The organism is Actinobacillus suis ATCC 33415 (assembly GCF_000739435.1).
Lineage (GTDB): Bacteria > Pseudomonadota > Gammaproteobacteria > Enterobacterales > Pasteurellaceae > Actinobacillus > Actinobacillus suis.
In genome coordinates, this window is sequence record NZ_CP009159.1 from 2399420 (window position 1) to 2416888 (window position 17469).

13 protein-coding genes, 2 tRNA genes and 3 rRNA genes are annotated in these 17469 nt (G+C 42.0%); 11 read left to right on the forward strand and 7 right to left on the reverse strand.

All coding sequences use genetic code 11. The annotated features are described in order from the left end of the window. Nucleotides 1-3 precede the first annotated feature (3 nt). The 5 genes from oadA to ttdA form a co-directional block, all read right to left on the reverse strand. Nucleotides 4-1806 carry a sodium-extruding oxaloacetate decarboxylase subunit alpha gene (gene oadA / locus ASU1_RS11160; RefSeq protein WP_015674459.1) on the reverse strand — a complete coding sequence of 601 codons (1803 nt, stop codon included), beginning with the start codon at nucleotides 1804-1806 and terminating at the stop codon, nucleotides 4-6. A 15-nt stretch (nucleotides 1807-1821) separates the two neighbouring features. After that, nucleotides 1822-2079 (reverse strand): oxaloacetate decarboxylase subunit gamma, encoded by a 258-nt coding sequence (locus ASU1_RS11165; RefSeq protein ID WP_015674460.1) that lies wholly within the window; start codon nucleotides 2077-2079, stop codon nucleotides 1822-1824. A 182-nt stretch (nucleotides 2080-2261) separates the two neighbouring features. After that, nucleotides 2262-3533 (reverse strand): SLC13 family permease, encoded by a 1272-nt coding sequence (locus ASU1_RS11170; RefSeq protein ID WP_015674461.1) that lies wholly within the window; start codon nucleotides 3531-3533, stop codon nucleotides 2262-2264. Nucleotides 3534-3630: 97 nt separating this feature from the next. Beyond that, a complete protein-coding gene (gene ttdB, locus ASU1_RS11175; protein ID WP_015674462.1) occupies nucleotides 3631-4245 on the reverse strand; it encodes a L(+)-tartrate dehydratase subunit beta in 615 nt (204 codons plus the stop codon). Continuing rightward, the gene (gene ttdA / locus ASU1_RS11180; protein ID WP_197696921.1) at nucleotides 4242-5144 is read right to left on the reverse strand and encodes a L(+)-tartrate dehydratase subunit alpha; all 903 of its coding nucleotides are present in this window, start codon (nucleotides 5142-5144) and stop codon (nucleotides 4242-4244) included. The genes ttdB and ttdA overlap by 4 nt, the downstream gene beginning before the upstream one ends. A 228-nt stretch (nucleotides 5145-5372) precedes the next feature. Between ttdA and ASU1_RS11185 the strand changes: the two genes are divergently transcribed. Beyond that, on the forward strand, nucleotides 5373-6305 hold the full coding sequence (locus ASU1_RS11185) for a LysR family transcriptional regulator (protein WP_015674464.1): 933 nt from the start codon (nucleotides 5373-5375) through the stop codon (nucleotides 6303-6305). Here the strand turns inward: ASU1_RS11185 and ASU1_RS11190 are convergent. Next, a complete protein-coding gene (locus ASU1_RS11190) occupies nucleotides 6250-7086 on the reverse strand; it encodes a DNA ligase (protein WP_039195645.1) in 837 nt (278 codons plus the stop codon). The genes ASU1_RS11185 and ASU1_RS11190 overlap by 56 nt on opposite strands. Before the next feature lie 134 nt (nucleotides 7087-7220). Next, the gene (locus tag ASU1_RS11195; RefSeq protein ID WP_015674466.1) at nucleotides 7221-8054 is read right to left on the reverse strand and encodes a DUF5718 family protein; all 834 of its coding nucleotides are present in this window, start codon (nucleotides 8052-8054) and stop codon (nucleotides 7221-7223) included. 475 nt (nucleotides 8055-8529) lie between these two features. Here ASU1_RS11195 and ASU1_RS11200 point away from each other — a divergent pair. From ASU1_RS11200 to ccmD, 10 genes are all read left to right on the forward strand, one after another. Next, nucleotides 8530-10069, forward strand: a 16S ribosomal RNA gene (locus ASU1_RS11200). An 83-nt stretch (nucleotides 10070-10152) separates the two neighbouring features. Beyond that, nucleotides 10153-10229 (forward strand) — tRNA-Ile (locus ASU1_RS11205). Nucleotides 10230-10280: 51 nt separating this feature from the next. Beyond that, nucleotides 10281-10356, forward strand: a tRNA-Ala gene (locus ASU1_RS11210). 240 nt (nucleotides 10357-10596) lie between these two features. After that, nucleotides 10597-13496, forward strand: a 23S ribosomal RNA gene (locus ASU1_RS11215). A 106-nt stretch (nucleotides 13497-13602) separates the two neighbouring features. Then, nucleotides 13603-13718 (forward strand): 5S ribosomal RNA (gene rrf, locus ASU1_RS11220). The 16S, 23S and 5S rRNA genes sit together here with 2 tRNA genes alongside, the layout of an rRNA operon. Nucleotides 13719-14110: 392 nt before the next feature. Beyond that, nucleotides 14111-14821: a DnaA inactivator Hda gene (gene hda / locus ASU1_RS11225; protein ID WP_015674467.1), complete on the forward strand. Its 711-nt coding sequence runs from the start codon at nucleotides 14111-14113 to the stop codon at nucleotides 14819-14821. A gap of 137 nt (nucleotides 14822-14958) precedes the next feature. Continuing rightward, the gene (ccmA, locus tag ASU1_RS11230; RefSeq protein WP_015674468.1) at nucleotides 14959-15594 is read left to right on the forward strand and encodes a cytochrome c biogenesis heme-transporting ATPase CcmA; all 636 of its coding nucleotides are present in this window, start codon (nucleotides 14959-14961) and stop codon (nucleotides 15592-15594) included. A gap of 9 nt (nucleotides 15595-15603) precedes the next feature. Beyond that, nucleotides 15604-16266: a heme exporter protein CcmB gene (gene ccmB, locus ASU1_RS11235; RefSeq protein ID WP_015674469.1), complete on the forward strand. Its 663-nt coding sequence runs from the start codon at nucleotides 15604-15606 to the stop codon at nucleotides 16264-16266. Nucleotides 16267-16339: 73 nt separating this feature from the next. After that, the gene (locus tag ASU1_RS11240; RefSeq protein ID WP_015674470.1) at nucleotides 16340-17074 is read left to right on the forward strand and encodes a heme ABC transporter permease; all 735 of its coding nucleotides are present in this window, start codon (nucleotides 16340-16342) and stop codon (nucleotides 17072-17074) included. 22 nt (nucleotides 17075-17096) lie between these two features. After that, nucleotides 17097-17288, forward strand: a complete 192-nt coding sequence (gene ccmD, locus ASU1_RS11245) for a heme exporter protein CcmD (protein WP_015674471.1) — start codon at nucleotides 17097-17099, stop codon at nucleotides 17286-17288. The last annotated feature ends 181 nt before the right edge of the window (nucleotides 17289-17469 follow it).

A 17469-nucleotide genomic window follows, 5' to 3' on the forward strand; every position in this document is an offset into this window, starting at 1 on the left:
CGTTTAAGCGAGATTCATTAATACTTGATCAACTGCAACGACATCACCTTGTTTTGCCGCAATGCCTTGGACTTTACCGGCTTTTGGTGCGCAAATTTGAGTTTCCATTTTCATTGCTTCAAGAATTAATAACACATCACCTTCCGCAACTTGTTGACCTTCGGTTACTTCAACTTTAAGAATGTTACCTGCCATCGGTGCTTTGACTGGTTCAGCATTTGCACTGGTTGCTGCAGGAGCTGCAACTTGTGGTGCAGCGGTTGGGGCTGTTGGTGCAATATTGGTAATATCTCCGCCTTCACTGACTTTCACCACAAAGGCTTTGCCTTCAAGTTCAACCGTATAAACTGCGGGGCCTGATTGTGGCTGTGCTTTTGGTGCTGCTGCCTGAGCAGGTTTAGCTGATTCTGCTGTCGGTGCCGGCTCAAAGGCAGCCGGATTATTACGGTTTTCTAGGAATTTCCAACCAACTTGTTGGAATAACGCCACGATTAGCACGTCATCAATTGCATTTTCTGAGAGGGTAATGCCTTTTTCTTTAGCCTGTGCCGTTACTTCCGCTACCAATTTATCGATTTCAGGGGCAATATGATTTGCCGGACGATCAGTAATCGGTGCAGCACCTTCAAGTACACGTTCTTGTAACGCTTTATTAACCGGTGCAGGTGTACGACCGTATTCACCTTTTAAAATACCGGCGGTTTCTTTAGCGATAGTTTTATAGCGTTCGCCCATTAACACGTTCATTACCGCTTGAGTACCGACAATTTGTGAGGTTGGCGTAACAAGCGGAATATTACCAAGATCTTCGCGTACACGTGGGATCTCTTGTAGTACAAGATCAAGTTTGTCACTTGCATTTTGTTGTTTTAACTGGCTTTCAAGGTTGGTTAGCATACCGCCCGGCACTTGTGCCACTAAAATACGGCTATCTACACCACGTAACTGACCTTCAAACTTCGCATATTTTTTACGAACGTCACGGAAGTAAGCTGAGATTTTTTCAAGTTGAGGAATGTTCAAACCGGTGTCGTAAGGCGTACCTTGAAGCGTTGCCACGATGGATTCGGTTGCCGGATGACCATAAGTACCGGACATTGAAGAAATAGAGGTATCTACACCATCAACACCAGCTTCAATCGCTTTTAATAACGCCATTTCCGCCATACCGGTGGTTGAGTGACAGTGTAAGTGAAGTTCTACGTCATAACGTTTTTTGATTTCGCTGACTAATTCATAAGCCGCCATTGGGGTTAAAATACCGGACATATCTTTGATAACGAGAGAATCTACTCCGATTTCTAATAATTGTTCAGTTACGTCTAACCACGTTTGTAAGGTGTGTACCGGACTGGTGGTATAACTTAACGTACCTTGTGCATGCCCACCGTGTTTTTTGACCGCTTGTAATGCCGCTTGCATATTGCGAGGGTCATTTAACGCATCAAACACACGGAACACATCCATCCCGTTGGTAACACAACGTTCCACAAAGCGATCTACCACATCATCCGCATAATGACGGTAGCCTAATAAATTTTGTCCGCGTAATAACATTTGCAGTGGTGTATTTGGAATCGCTTTTTTCAACTCACGCAAACGTACCCAAGGATCTTCACCTAAAAAACGGATACAGCTATCAAAAGTCGCACCGCCCCATGCTTCTAAAGACCAATAGCCGATTTTATCTAATTCAGCCGCAATCGGTAGCATATCGTCTAAACGTAGTCGTGTCGCAAACAAAGATTGGTGTGCATCACGTAAAACAACATCAGTAATTGCAATTTTTTTATTTTGAATAGTCATGATAAAAATCCTCTATTATTTTAATCCTTGTTGACGACGATGATGGGCAATAGCAGCCGCAATCACGGGGCGTAAATGGTCTAAATTATCAGTTGGAACAGCGCTTGGCGTTGGTTTGGTTAGCGGAGCTGGAAGTGGTTCAGGAAAGAATTTATTGATTATCTTAGAGATAAAACTAATTGCATAAATGAGTACGATCAGAAAAGTAAGCACAAAGCCCATTCCTGAAATCATTAAATTTATGCCTTCACTAAAAAGTTCTGCGTCTGTCATAAATATATCCTTATTTGTATGATGTCATTTAAAGATAGGTAAGATCACACTTTTCTGCAAATGGTTTAGCCCAGAAATGCGGAGCAGTTCACAAATTTTTTCTTCATTTGATTAAGATGCGGTTGAAATTGGAGAGTGTTTTGTAAGTTTTACTCCAAATTTAACCGCTTATTTTATTTTCCTTATGGAAAAAATGGGAAGAAAATAGGCAGTAAAATTAAACTTACAATCGTAGATACGATAATGAGTGGTAAACCTGCTTTAACATAGTCCATAAATTTATAACCGCCAATTGATAATACCATTGTGTTTGCTGGCATGCCGATTGGTGTTGCATAGGCACAGGAACTACCGATAACCGTTGCCATTAATACTGCTCGTGGATCAGCTCCTAAAGAACTCGCAATTGATAAACAAATCGGTGCGAGTAGTGCTACGGTCGCAGTATTTGACATAAAATTAGTCAGTACACAGCTAATGATAAAGACGGTAGTCAATAATGCAAATGGACTTGGATTTGAACCTAATAAACCAATGACAAAATTAGCAATATCTTTACCTGCCCCTGTACTGTTTAATGCAGTAGCAAGAGCTAAAGTACCACCAAATAAGAAAATGACTTGACTGTCGATAGATGCATAGGCTTGTTTTTCGTTCATTACTCCTGTGACAACCAGTAATAATGCACCTACGCAAGCTGATATATAAAGCTTTATTCCTATTACATCTTCAAGTACCATTGCTAATAAGGTACCAACTAAGATGACAAGTGAAAGCCATTGTTTCCAAATGGGTACATCCACAGCTTCTTTTTTATTGCCGTGTATAGAATTTTCGATACTTAAATTTTCTGCATTAGGTAAAAAACGATAACCTATTAGTACGAAGTACAGAATCCCAATGATAAGAATAGGTAAACCAACCTTGGCATACTCAAAAAAACCAAATTTGAGATTTGCTTGTTCTAAAACACCTTGTGCAATTAAGTTACCGGGTGCACCGATAAGTGATAAGTTACCGCCCATTGCCGCAGCAAAAACCAATGGCATTAACAGGCGTGAACGGGCAAAACCTGATTTGGTAGCAATACCTACGACAACAGGAATTAGAATAGCTGCCGTACCAGTATTGGATAATATACCGGACATTAGCCCTGTAACGAGCATTAAAACAATAGTGAGTTGGCGTTCTGTTTTGGCAAATTTTGAAACTAAACCTCCGATTTTATTTGCCATACCTGTTTCAAACAATGCTCCACCAATGACAAACATTCCAACAAATAAAATCACATTACTATCTATAAAACCTAGAAAGGCTTCCTTCGGGCTCAGCACGCCAGTTAAAATTAAACCAATACAAACAATCATTGCGGTAACAGCGAGAGGTAATTTTTCCCATACAAACATCACGACGGCGAAAAGTAAAAAGAGTAGCGTTATCGTACTTGCAGCCATAATTGCCTCCAAGAGTGAATTTCTGAATTTTGGGTATAAGAAACCCCATACACACAAGTGTATGTATGGGGGGATTTTTTTGATAAGACGTTATTTACTATTTGATGAAATCAACGTGTTTGCAGATTTCTTCAATCGCTTTGTCTTTGCGTTCGTTGAAGATAACTTTATTTTCTTCAAAAATATTGCGACCGTGGGTATCAATAGACACAATTAACGGACCGAACTCTTTCACTTTGCATACCCAAAGCGTTTCAGGCATACCGAGGTCTTTCCATTGTGCATCAACAATTTCTTCTACACATTCAGCCGCCAATACTGCACAGCCAGCAGGGAATACACAATGTAATGCTTTATAATCGCGACAGCCTTCCATTGTGCCTTGTCCCATACCGCCTTTACCAACGATTACCTTCACGCCGGTTTGCTTGATAAATTCTTTCTCGAATTTTTCCATTCGCATTGAAGTAGTTGGACCGACCGAAACCATTTCATATTTATCATCACCAAGCGGTCGAATAATTGGACCTGCATGGAATATTGCACCACCGTTGATATCCACTGGTAATTCACGTCCGTTATTGATTAAACGACGGTGTGCCACATCACGACAAGTGACGATATAACCGTTCAAATAAATGATGTCGCCAATGTTGATGTCTTCCAAGTCTTCTGCTTTGATTGGTGTGGTCAAGATTTTTTTGTCGCTCATAGTGTCACCCCCGAATGTGAAGTAATGGTGTAGTTGAGGTCTTTATCGAAAATAATATGTCCTTTGCGGTGTGCCCAACAGCCCACATTTACACTTACACCGATAACTGACGGATGGCGAGCGGTATTTTCAATGTTTACCCCTAATACTGACATTCTACCCATTAAGCCTTGTGGACCTAAACCGATGCTATTGATTCCATCCTCTAATAGTTGCTCCATATAAGCTGCTTTTTCATTTGAGTTACGTTCACCTAGAGGGCGGAATAATGCTTTTTTAGATTGTACTGCTGCAGTTTCAACGGAAGTTGCAATTCCTACACCAACTAATAATGGCGGACAGGCATTTAAACCGTAACTAGTCATCACATCCAACACAAATTTGGTTACACCTTCGTATCCTTCACCTGGCATAAGTACTTTGGCTTGTCCCGGTAATGAGCAACCACCGCCTGCCATATAAGTATCTAATTCCAGTTTGTCACTGTCCGGTATAATTTCCCAAAATACACTTGGTGTGCCTTTACCTACGTTCAAACCGGTATTATATTCATCAAAGGTTTCCACGCTGTTATGGCGTAACGGAGCTGTTTTAGTCGCTTGAATAACCGATTCTTTTAATAGTGCTTCAAGCTCACCAATGTAAGGGAAATTAGCTCCGCATTTCACAAAAAATTGGATTACACCAGTGTCTTGGCAACTTGGACGATTTAATTTTTTGGCTAAACGTTGGTTATCGAACATTGCACCGTAAATAATTTTTGGTAATTGTTCTTCCTCTTTCTTACGTAATTCTTCTAATTTTGCCATTACGTCGTCAGGTAATACTTTACCGGTAAAACCGACAAATTTAGCAATGGTATCAGTTAGATAACGTATGCCTTCTTCTTTTGTCATCATAGATCACCCCATTTGGATTTGATTTGTTTAGCCTTTCTGCTTCCCACTAAATTAAACAAAGCTTTGATATGGCGAATAATACTGAAGAGGTATAAAATAAGTCCAATACGATTTTTTACATACTAGGTATAGGTAAATACCTATGGAATGATAAGTGGTTGAATTTTATGAATTTTTTGCGAATCTTTGATAGAGTTTAACCATTTGTAAGCTAAAAAGAGGAAAAAAATGGAGTTTCGGCAATTTAAATATGTATTAAAAGTGGCAGAAGAGCGTAATTTTTCCAATGCAGCGAAAAAATTATTCATTTCTCAACCATCATTGAGCCAATTTATTCAAAAAGTGGAAGAAGAGGTTGGTTCACCTTTGTTTGATCGTAGTGTTTCGCCGTTAAAATTAACTTATGTCGGGGAGCTTTATGTAGAAAAAGCTAAAGCAATAATAGATATTCAACACCAATTTGAGCAAAAAGTAGATGATATTTTGAATGTCAAACGTGGAAGAGTGACGATCGGTAGTACACCATTCCGTAGTGCTTACTTACTTTCGAGAGTATTGCCGCTTTTTAGCCAACAATATCCAAAAATTGATATATTTTTAAAAGAAGATAGTACCCGTAATTTAGAAGAAATGGTTACACATGGATATGTTGATTGTGCTATTTCATTATTACCCGTCAACGAAAAATATTTTGATTATGAAATATTATTTGAAGAACGAATGTTGTTAGCAATCCCTCCGGAACATAGAATTGCTAAAGAACTAGGGTTAAAAGCCGGTGATCATTCTTTTAGTCAAAGAGTATGTTTAGAACAATTTAAACAGAGCCGTTTTATTAAAATGAATAAAAATCACAAATTACATGAGATGCTTATTAAGCAGTGTGAATTAGCCGGTTATGTACCTGAAATTGCATTGGAAACAGAAAGTATGACTACGGCTCAAGCGTTAGCAGGAGCAGGGTTAGGTGTAGCATTATTACCTGAAACATTAGTGTCAAAAAATCATTTTGATAAAGAACCATGCTATGGAGAGCTAGATATACGTCGAACAGTTGTAATCATTTATCGTAAAAATAGTTATTTATCACGTGCGACACGTGCATTTATTCAGTCACTACGTGAATTGACCCAATGTCCGTTCTCATCCGAAAAAATGTAGCAAAACGTGGTTTCCCCTGTTTGGTAAGCCCCCGATATTTATAGGTAATCAAACTACCAATAGGCGGTGGATTTGCACGATCTTTATCTTTAAAACCGGATCCGATACGGAAACGTCCACGCTGGTTTTCACAAGTGATTGCGCCCAGTTTATCGCGATATTTCCCTTTACCGTTATGGTGAGCAATGACGGTACATTCTTCATCTAATACAGGTTTTAATTTGAGAATTTGTGCAGAACGTCCTTTTATATAAGCAGTATTCGGATTACGTACCACAACGCCTTCGCCATGTTGGGCAAGTACTTGCTGATAGAATTGCATTAAATGGGCTTTATTTTGAATCGGAATCTGTTCAATGATTTGAATATAAGGGGTAGGGTGTTGTAAAAGATAATTTTTCAACTTGGCTAATCGCTCAAATAGATTACCTTGAGCATTTGGTACATCAAAAATATAGAATTTCAACTTATACCAGCCTTTAGGCTCACTGGCTCTGGTGATACTTGAGATTTCTTCAAATTTTCCTCTTTCGCTAAAAAGTTCTCCGTCAATCGCAAAAGGTGGGAAATCTTTAATAAAATAGTCCGGAGGTGCAAGCGGATTACCTTGGCGGCTGATAAGTTGCTTGCCGTCCCAATAGCCCCGTACACCATCCAGTTTTTCGCTCATTACCCAGCCATTTATATCTTGATCTCGATATTGACCTAGTAACATCAAATCGGGTGTCTTGGCAAATAATGACGTACTGAAACATAAAAGTATAAAAAGGAGAGTTTTCATATTCGTTACCTATTAAGAGAAGAGGTAAACCAATATATAGAGGATCTAACAAGCGGTCTGATTTTAAGAAAATTTTTCCGATCAGGATCGCAAAATTTTTATCAAAATAGACCGCTTGTATAGTGAGAAATTGATTAGCGTACCGTTTGAACTAATGCTGAGATGTCTGCAGAGAATTGTTCCGAGCTAGCCATTTCTGCAATTTGCTCATGTGAGTATTGCTTAGCATTGTAAACCACCACAATACTTGTATCGCCAACTTGAAGGAAGTTGCTTTCACCAAATTCAGTATAGCGGGTAGCACCGATACTGATCACTGCTTTTGTCGGATAATTCGCTTGTTTAAGCAATTCGGCAATATGATTCATTGGCCCTTGATCCGGTTGGTTATTCATCTTATCTACAATCCAGTTCAGCAGTTTTTGATGAAAATAACTATAGCTTACAGCAGGGCTATCTTCGCCATATACATTAAGTTTACCGTCGCGTTTATGGAAACAAGCAATATTGTAATTATCTAAAATACCGCCTTGTGCAAAATGATCTAACGGAATCAATATTTCAGAGATCCCTTTTGACGCATTGCCCCAGTTTTTCTTTTCACAAATTTTACGTGCATTCGGACGGCGAATAGAACAGTCGTTATAAGCGGCAAAATGAGTAGGCTTGAGAGCGATGACTTGATTGTTTTGATATTCAATTTCGCAAATCAATGCAACTTCCGGTTCAATTTGCAGATTGTCAGCATCATTTGGAAAAGTAATCGTATCGTGAGATAGGGGATAAGTTGCGAGGAATTGTTCCGTTGGGTTTAAGGTTTGGCTTGGGACATAGAAAGGAAAGATAGCTTTCGGTTGAATTGCTTCTTCAGTCTTTACTTGCAAGAAATCAGCCGCTTCGCCCGCTTGTTCTAAATGACCGGCAAAATTTCCCGCTACGCCTAAACCAATAAAATGTTCTTTTTGCATGATATCTACCTCTATATAAATAAGTTATACGGAATGTAGCGATTAATTTTAGAAAAAGAAAGTGAATTTTTAGGAAAAATAAGAATGCACTATTTGCCGTTTAAAGATGGGTTTTGTTACTTTTTTAGCAGAAAAATAATAAAAAATATTCGAATTGTATTAATTGTGTTCTTTCAATCACTTTTTTAAGATTTTTTTGCAAAAAGTACTTGCAAGGATTTCATATTTCTCTATAATGCACCTCACACAACGACGCACTGTTGTGAACGATTTAAAATTGATTGCCAGTGCGTCGTTTCTTTTTGTTCTTTAACAATTTATCAGACAATCTGTGTGGGCACTTGTTGATTGACTTAATTGAAAAAATATTTTTGATTTTGAAGTCTTAATAGGTGCTTAAACTAGAAATTCATTTTTACTTTTGAAGTAATATGTAAACTTTAGCTAAGCAGTTTATTGAGCGATTAAACTTTTTGAATTGAAGAGTTTGATCATGGCTCAGATTGAACGCTGGCGGCAGGCTTAACACATGCAAGTCGAACGGTAGCACGAAGGAGCTTGCTCCTTGGGTGACGAGTGGCGGACGGGTGAGTAATGCTTGGGAATCTGGCTCATGGAGGGGGATAACTACGGGAAACTGTAGCTAATACCGCGTAATATCTTCGGATTAAAGTGTGGGACCGCAAGGCCACATGCCATGAGATGAGCCCAAGTGGGATTAGGTAGTTGGTGGGGTAAAGGCCTACCAAGCCGACGATCTCTAGCTGGTCTGAGAGGATGACCAGCCACACTGGAACTGAGACACGGTCCAGACTCCTACGGGAGGCAGCAGTGGGGAATATTGCACAATGGGGGGAACCCTGATGCAGCCATGCCGCGTGAATGAAGAAGGCCTTCGGGTTGTAAAGTTCTTTCGGTAGCGAGGAAGGTATCAAATTTAATAGATTTGGTAATTGACGTTAACTACAGAAGAAGCACCGGCTAACTCCGTGCCAGCAGCCGCGGTAATACGGAGGGTGCGAGCGTTAATCGGAATAACTGGGCGTAAAGGGCACGCAGGCGGTTGATTAAGTGAGATGTGAAAGCCCCGGGCTTAACCTGGGAATTGCATTTCATACTGGTCAACTAGAGTACTTTAGGGAGGGGTAGAATTCCACGTGTAGCGGTGAAATGCGTAGAGATGTGGAGGAATACCGAAGGCGAAGGCAGCCCCTTGGGAATGTACTGACGCTCATGTGCGAAAGCGTGGGGAGCAAACAGGATTAGATACCCTGGTAGTCCACGCTGTAAACGCTGTCGATTTGGGGATTGGACTTTAAGTCTGGTGCCCGAAGCTAACGTGATAAATCGACCGCCTGGGGAGTACGGCCGCAAGGTTAAAACTCAAATGAATTGACGGGGGCCCGCACAAGCGGTGGAGCATGTGGTTTAATTCGATGCAACGCGAAGAACCTTACCTACTCTTGACATCCATGGAATCTTGTAGAGATACGAGAGTGCCTTCGGGAACCATGAGACAGGTGCTGCATGGCTGTCGTCAGCTCGTGTTGTGAAATGTTGGGTTAAGTCCCGCAACGAGCGCAACCCTTATCCTTTGTTGCCAGCGGTTTGGCCGGGAACTCAAAGGAGACTGCCAGTGATAAACTGGAGGAAGGTGGGGATGACGTCAAGTCATCATGGCCCTTACGAGTAGGGCTACACACGTGCTACAATGGCGTATACAGAGGGAAGCAATATGGCGACATGGAGCAAATCTCACAAAGTACGTCTAAGTCCGGATTGGAGTCTGCAACTCGACTCCATGAAGTCGGAATCGCTAGTAATCGCAAATCAGAATGTTGCGGTGAATACGTTCCCGGGCCTTGTACACACCGCCCGTCACACCATGGGAGTGGGTTGTACCAGAAGTAGATAGCTTAACCTTCGGGGGGGCGTTTACCACGGTATGATTCATGACTGGGGTGAAGTCGTAACAAGGTAACCGTAGGGGAACCTGCGGTTGGATCACCTCCTTACCAAGAATTAAGCGACTGCAAGTGTTCACACAGATTGTTTGATAGAAGAGAAGACGAAAACGGACATAATCCGGCATCCTTTTGGGTCTGTAGCTCAGGTGGTTAGAGCGCACCCCTGATAAGGGTGAGGTCGGTGGTTCAAGTCCACTCAGACCCACCACTCTAAACGAGTGAAAACTGAAAGGTGAGATTATGTTCAGTCATGATGTATGGGGATATAGCTCAGCTGGGAGAGCGCCTGCCTTGCACGCAGGAGGTCAGCGGTTCGATCCCGCTTATCTCCACCAATCATCATGACTAAGTGAATAAGTAAAAGATTTGTTTATTTAGTCATGATGATAAGTCAAATTATTGTCTTAAATTGTTCTTTAAAAAATTGGAAACAAGCTGAAAAACTGAGAGATTTTCGAAAGAAAGTCTGAGTAGTTAAAAAAATCTTGACTGAACAAAAGCAGTCAAGTGTTTAGTTGAATAAAATACAGCATTGAATGGATTTGAATAAGATTTGAAAACATTTGAGGTTGTATAGTTAAGTGACTAAGCGTACACGGTGGATGCCTTGGCAATCAGAGGCGAAGAAGGACGTGCTAATCTGCGATAAGCTTGGATGAGTTGATAAGAAGCGTTTAATCCAAGATTTCCGAATGGGGAAACCCACTAGATGAAGAATCTAGTATTTACTACTGAATACATAGGTAGTAAAGGCAAACCGGGAGAACTGAAACATCTAAGTACCCCGAGGAAAAGAAATCAACCGAGATTCTGTAAGTAGCGGCGAGCGAAAGCGGAAGAGCCTGTTAGTGATAGCAGTAGACACAGAAGAACGAGCTGGGAAGCTCGACTATAAAGGGTGATAGTCCCGTATTCGAAGTGTCTATTGTGGTACTAAGCTAACGACAAGTAGGGCGGGACACGAGAAATCCTGTTTGAAGATGGGGGGACCATCCTCCAAGGCTAAATACTCCTGATTGACCGATAGTGAACCAGTACTGTGAAGGAAAGGCGAAAAGAACCCCAGTGAGGGGAGTGAAATAGAACCTGAAACCGTGTACGTACAAGCAGTGGGAGCCTCTTTGTGGGGTGACTGCGTACCTTTTGTATAATGGGTCAGCGACTTATATTTTGTAGCGAGGTTAACTGAATAAGGGAGCCGAAGGGAAACCGAGTCTTAACTGGGCGTTTTAGTTGCAAGGTATAGACCCGAAACCCGGTGATCTAGCCATGGGCAGGTTGAAGATTGGGTAACACTAATTGGAGGACCGAACCGACTAATGTTGAAAAATTAGCGGATGACTTGTGGCTGGGGGTGAAAGGCCAATCAAACCGGGAGATAGCTGGTTCTCCCCGAAATCTATTTAGGTAGAGCCTTGAGCGGACACCTTCGGGGGTAGAGCACTGTTTCGGCTAGGGGTCCATCCCGGATTACCAACCCGATGCAAACTGCGAATACCGAAGAGTGATACTCAGGAGACACACGGTGGGTGCTAACGTCCATCGTGGAGAGGGAAACAACCCAGACCGCCAGCTAAGGTCCCAAAGTACTAGTTAAGTGGGAAACGAAGTGGGAAGGCTTAGACAGCTAGGATGTTGGCTTAGAAGCAGCCACCATTTAAAGAAAGCGTAATAGCTCACTAGTCGAGTCGGCCTGCGCGGAAGATGTAACGGGGCTAAAACTAGTCACCGAAGCTGCGGCATCAGTCGAAAGACTGTTGGGTAGGGGAGCGTTCTGTAAGCGGATGAAGCTGAATTGAGAAGTTTGGTGGACGTATCAGAAGTGCGAATGCTGACATAAGTAACGACAAAACGAGTGAAAAACTCGTTCGCCGGAAGACCAAGGGTTCCTGTCCAACGTTAATCGGGGCAGGGTGAGTCGGCCCCTAAGGCGAGGCTGAAAAGCGTAGTCGATGGGAAACGGGTTAATATTCCCGTACTTGGTATAACTGCGATGTGGGGACGGAGAAGGTTAGGTTATCAGACTGTTGGATGTCTGTTTAAGCCGGTAGGTGGGAATTTTAGGCAAATCCGGAATTCCGTTAACACCGAGAAGTGATGACGAGTCTCTACGGAGATGAAGTAACCGATACCACGCTTCCAGGAAAAGCCACTAAGCTTCAGGTTATACTAAACCGTACTATAAACCGACACAGGTGGTCAGGTAGAGAATACTCAGGCGCTTGAGAGAACTCGGGTGAAGGAACTAGGCAAAATAGCACCGTAACTTCGGGAGAAGGTGCGCCGGCGTAGATTGTAGAGATTTACTCTCGAAGGTTGAACCGGTCGAAGATACCAGCTGGCTGCAACTGTTTATTAAAAACACAGCACTCTGCAAACACGAAAGTGGACGTATAGGGTGTGATGCCTGCCCGGTGCTGGAAGGTTAATTGATGGTGTTATCGAAAGAGAAGCTCCTGATCGAAGCCCCAGTAAACGGCGGCCGTAACTATAACGGTCCTAAGGTAGCGAAATTCCTTGTCGGGTAAGTTCCGACCTGCACGAATGGCATAATGATGGCCAGGCTGTCTCCACCCGAGACTCAGTGAAATTGAAATCGCCGTGAAGATGCGGTGTACCCGCGGCTAGACGGAAAGACCCCGTGAACCTTTACTATAGCTTGACACTGAACATTGAATTTTGATGTGTAGGATAGGTGGGAGCCTTTGAAGATGACACGCCAGTGTTGTTGGAGGCGTCCTTGAAATACCACCCTTTAACGTTTGATGTTCTAACGAAGATTGCGGAACGCGGTCTCGGACAGTGTCTGGTGGGTAGTTTGACTGGGGCGGTCTCCTCCCAAAGAGTAACGGAGGAGCACGAAGGTTTGCTAATCACGGTCGGACATCGTGAGGTTAGTGCAATGGTATAAGCAAGCTTAACTGCGAGACAGACAAGTCAAGCAGGTGCGAAAGCAGGTCATAGTGATCCGGTGGTTCTGAATGGAAGGGCCATCGCTCAACGGATAAAAGGTACTCCGGGGATAACAGGCTGATACCGCCCAAGAGTTCATATCGACGGCGGTGTTTGGCACCTCGATGTCGGCTCATCACATCCTGGGGCTGAAGTAGGTCCCAAGGGTATGGCTGTTCGCCATTTAAAGTGGTACGCGAGCTGGGTTTAGAACGTCGTGAGACAGTTCGGTCCCTATCTGCCGTGGGCGTTGGAGAATTGAGAGGGGCTGCTCCTAGTACGAGAGGACCGGAGTGGACGCATCACTGGTGTTCCAGTTGTCTCGCCAGAGGCATTGCTGGGTAGCTACATGCGGAAGAGATAAGTGCTGAAAGCATCTAAGCACGAAACTTGCCTCAAGATGAGTTCTCCCCGACTATAAGTCGGTAAGGGTTGTTGGAGACTACGACGTAGATAGGTCTGGTGTGTAAGTGGTGTGAGCCATTGAGCTAACAGATACTAATTGCCCGAGAGGCTTAACTATACAACGCTCAAGTGTTTTTGAGCACTACACTCAGTAGCAGCTTGTTTCGAATTTAAGAAGAAAGAACAAAGACAAAGAAAGAAGACAAAAGACATCAACAGAATATTCTGGCGACCAGAGTGCTGTGGCTCTACCTGACTCCATTCCGAACTCAGAAGTAAAACGCGGTAACGCCGATGGTAGTGTGGGGCTTCCCCATGTGAGAGTAGGGCATCGCCAGATTGAATTTAGGACCCTGTGGTTAGCGATAACCACGGGGTTTTTGCTTTTTTACAACGGACAACGATGTTGTTTTATCCAGAGCCTTATTCTCAGCCTCAGCCTCAACCTCATCCTTATCTTTACTTTCATTTTCTCCTTTCCTTTTTTTCCTTTTTGCTGATTTAAGCTGCCTTACTAATGATTTGCAAAACGGCAGGGAAATTTGACCGCTTGTTTAAAATAAGAAAACGGCTACTAAAAATCAAGTCAAGCTAGAACGGGTAAAATGAAAGTGAATTGTTTGTCTTCTTTTAATGCGAAGGAAGGTATTTTCTGGTTTGACTACTTCTCAAAATCACTCTTTTCCGTTATTCTTCTACTATTGATTATATCTATAGGATTTAAACATCTCTTTGCAATTACCATTACCCATTCATCAAGTAGATGATGAGACTTTCGATAATTTTTACGCAGAAAACAGCCTTGTGCTGTTGGATTCTTTGCGCCAAAATTTTGTCGATGTGCAGCAGCCGTTCTTTTATATTTGGGGCGGGAAAAGTAGTGGTAAGAGTCATCTCCTAAAAGCGGTAAGTAATCATTATTTACTGAATCAGCAAACGTCTAGCTATATTCCTTTAGAAAAATCACAATACTTTTCTCCGATGGTTTTGGATAATGCCGAACAATTAGATGTTATCTGTTTGGATGATATTCAGGTGGTTGCCGGTGATGAAGCTTGGGAACTCGCTATTTTCAATCTTTTTAATCAGATTCGGGAGCAACAAGGTTTGTTCGGCAGTGGTCATAAGACTTTGCTGCTGATAAGTGCTGATTGTCCTCCGCATCAATTAAAGATTAATTTACCGGATCTCCGTTCCCGTCTTACGTGGGGAGAAGTGTATCAGTTAAATGATTTAAGTGATGAGCAAAAGCGAATTATTTTGCAACGCAATGCATATCAAAAAGGAATGGAGCTTTCCGATGAGGTTGCTAATTTCTTACTAAAACGTTTGGATAGAGATTTACAAACGCTTTCTACCGAATTAGATCGCCTTGATAGGGCCTCTTTACAGGCACAGCGGAAATTAACAGTGCCTTTTGTGAAAGAAATTTTAGGGCTTTGATGCGATTTGATTCCTATCAATATTTGCAAGAAAATTACCAAATTTGACCGCTTGTTACCTCTAAAGAGGTAACGGCTTTGCTACGCTAAAATGTAGGCTTATGTTAAACTTTGTTAACTTTACTACCAATAAATATTATGTCTTATATGCATCAACTTTCAGTGATTAATTTAGCTTGTGAACGGGGCGAGAACCGTCTTTTTGAAGGCTGTCAGTTTTCTGTGAAAAGCGGAGATTGGCTACAAATTGAAGGACATAACGGTATTGGTAAAACAAGTTTATTAAGAATTCTTGCTGGATTATCGACACCCGCCGAAGGCGATGTCCTTTGGAATCATGAGCCTATTCAGAAATGCCGTGAAGAATATTACACAGAATTATTTTATTTGGGGCATCATGCCGGAGTGAAACCGGAACTGAGTCCATGGGAAAATCTACGTTTTTTCCAAAAAATGCAAAAGTTGCCGTTAAGTGATGATGCACTTTGGAATGCTTTGGATAAAGTGGGATTAGTTGGGCGAGAAGATTTACCTTGTTCACACCTCTCTGCAGGCCAGCAACGTCGTGTTGCTTTAGCAAAATTGTGGCTGACTAAGCAGAAGCTTTGGATCTTAGATGAACCTTTTACCGCAATTGATAAAAAAGGTGTGGCTGATTTGATCTCTCATATCGAACGCCATTGTGAGAATGGCGGGATAGTAATATTCACTAGCCATCAGACAGCAGAAAGCAGCCAAGTACAGATTCTTTCATTAGATAAATTTAAGATATAACTAATTAATATGATTTTATTTAATATTATTCAGCGAGAACTGACTATTGCTTTTCGCAAGCCGGCGGAGATTTTAAATCCCTTATGGTTCTTTCTGATTGTGATTACCCTTTTTCCATTATTAATGGGACCAAATCCTGAATTATTAGGCAAAATTGCACCGGGAGTGGCATGGGTTGCCGCATTATTATCGGCATTATTATCGTTTGAACGTTTATTTCGGGATGACTATGTGGACGGCTCTTTGGAACAGCTGATGCTTTTGCCGGTTGGGTTGCCACAAGTTGCGTTAGCAAAAGTGATTGCACACTGGTTATTAACCGGATTGCCCCTGATTTTATTGTCACCGGTTGCAGCGATTCTGCTATCGTTAGAAACACAAGTTTGGTGGGCACTCGTTCTTACTTTACTACTGGGAACGCCGATTCTTAGCTGTTTAGGGGCGATAGGTGTTGCGCTTACGGTCGGTCTACGTAAAGGTGGGACATTGCTCAGTTTACTTATTTTGCCATTATTTTTACCGGTATTGATTTTTGCCGCCGCAGTATTAGAAGCTGCAACCTTGAATATGGGATATAGCGGTCAGCTTGCGATCATTGGTGCGATTCTTGCGTTAACGCTAACTTTCTCGCCTTTTGCGATTGCCGGAGCGTTGAGAATTAGTGTTCAATAGAGCACATTCTTGAAGCCTATACAGGCAAGTAAGCGGTTAAATTTTTATTATTTTTTGCAATTTTGGAGATGTTATGTGGAAATGGCTTCACCCCTACGCTAAATCGGAAACGCAATATCGATTGCTCGGGAAAGTTCAACCGGTATTGGGTTGGTTAAGTTTTATGATGTTGGTGGCTGCGTTTGTATGGGGGCTTGGCTTCGCACCTAAGGATTATCAGCAAGGTGATAGTTATCGCATTATCTTTATCCATGTGCCGGCGGCAATTTGGTCAATGGGAGTATATGGTTCAATGGCGGTTGCCGCATTAGTGGCATTAGTGTGGCAGATTCGCCAAGCAAGCCTTGCGATGATTTCTATGGCGCCAATCGGATTAGTGTTTGCCTTTATTTCGCTTGCAACTGGTGCAATTTGGGGTAAACCGATGTGGGGAACTTGGTGGGTTTGGGACGCTCGCTTGACGTCTGCTTTAGTTTTATTCTTCTTATATATTGGCGTGATGGCGCTGTATTCGGCTTTCCAAGATAAGCAAACCGGTGCGAAAGCGGCTGGAGTGTTAGCGGTCGTTGGTGTAATCAATCTTCCGATTATTCACTTTTCAGTGGAATGGTGGAACACCTTACATCAAGGCGCAACCATTACGAAATTAGATAAGCCGTCTATGGCTGTAGAAATGTTGATTCCGTTATTATTGGCAATTTTCGGCAGCTTAATTTTTACCGCTTGGTTTAGTATTTGGCGTTATCGTATCGCGCTCTTAAATGATGAGCGTAAGCGTCCTTGGGTAAAAGCACTTGTAACAGAATAAGCGGTTAAATTAGGAGAAAAAGATGCAATTTCAATTTGAATCATTAAGTGATTTCCTTTCAATGGGAAATTACGGTTTCTATGTTTGGCTTTCTTATGCAGTTTCTATTATTGCGATGGGGGGCTTGATTTGGTTCTCTCGTCGAGAAGAAAAGCAAATTATGCAACAAGTCAAAAAAGAGTTAGCGCGAGAGGCACAACTCAATAAGAAGTAGTTATAGCTATGGAATTAAGCGGTCATTTTTATATAACTTTTTGCAAGTTAGTTAGAAAAATGACCGCTTACTTATTTTGAGGTATAGGGTTTGAGAAAAAGCAAAGATTCTTTCTAGAGATTAAAGTAATAGCGGAATCTTAAATGATTTTTTGTTATTCTACGCAGAGTTTTTTATTTAA

What these genes read in the sequence shown, in the direction of transcription:
- ccmA (WP_015674468.1), top strand. Translation starts at nt 14,959, where the DNA reads ATGTCTTATATGCATCAACTTTCAGTGATTAATTTAGCTTGTGAACGG.
- ASU1_RS11165 (WP_015674460.1), bottom strand. Translation starts at nt 2,079, where the DNA reads ATGACAGACGCAGAACTTTTTAGTGAAGGCATAAATTTAATGATTTCA.
- ttdA (WP_197696921.1), bottom strand. Translation starts at nt 5,144, where the DNA reads ATGATGACAAAAGAAGAAGGCATACGTTATCTAACTGATACCATTGCT.
- ccmB (WP_015674469.1), top strand. Translation starts at nt 15,604, where the DNA reads ATGATTTTATTTAATATTATTCAGCGAGAACTGACTATTGCTTTTCGC.
- ASU1_RS11190 (WP_039195645.1), bottom strand. Translation starts at nt 7,086, where the DNA reads ATGAAAACTCTCCTTTTTATACTTTTATGTTTCAGTACGTCATTATTT.
- ccmD (WP_015674471.1), top strand. Translation starts at nt 17,097, where the DNA reads ATGCAATTTCAATTTGAATCATTAAGTGATTTCCTTTCAATGGGAAAT.
- ASU1_RS11195 (WP_015674466.1), bottom strand. Translation starts at nt 8,054, where the DNA reads ATGCAAAAAGAACATTTTATTGGTTTAGGCGTAGCGGGAAATTTTGCC.
- ASU1_RS11240 (WP_015674470.1), top strand. Translation starts at nt 16,340, where the DNA reads ATGTGGAAATGGCTTCACCCCTACGCTAAATCGGAAACGCAATATCGA.
- ASU1_RS11170 (WP_015674461.1), bottom strand. Translation starts at nt 3,533, where the DNA reads ATGGCTGCAAGTACGATAACGCTACTCTTTTTACTTTTCGCCGTCGTG.
- oadA (WP_015674459.1), bottom strand. Translation starts at nt 1,806, where the DNA reads ATGACTATTCAAAATAAAAAAATTGCAATTACTGATGTTGTTTTACGT.
- ttdB (WP_015674462.1), bottom strand. Translation starts at nt 4,245, where the DNA reads ATGAGCGACAAAAAAATCTTGACCACACCAATCAAAGCAGAAGACTTG.
- ASU1_RS11185 (WP_015674464.1), top strand. Translation starts at nt 5,373, where the DNA reads ATGGAGTTTCGGCAATTTAAATATGTATTAAAAGTGGCAGAAGAGCGT.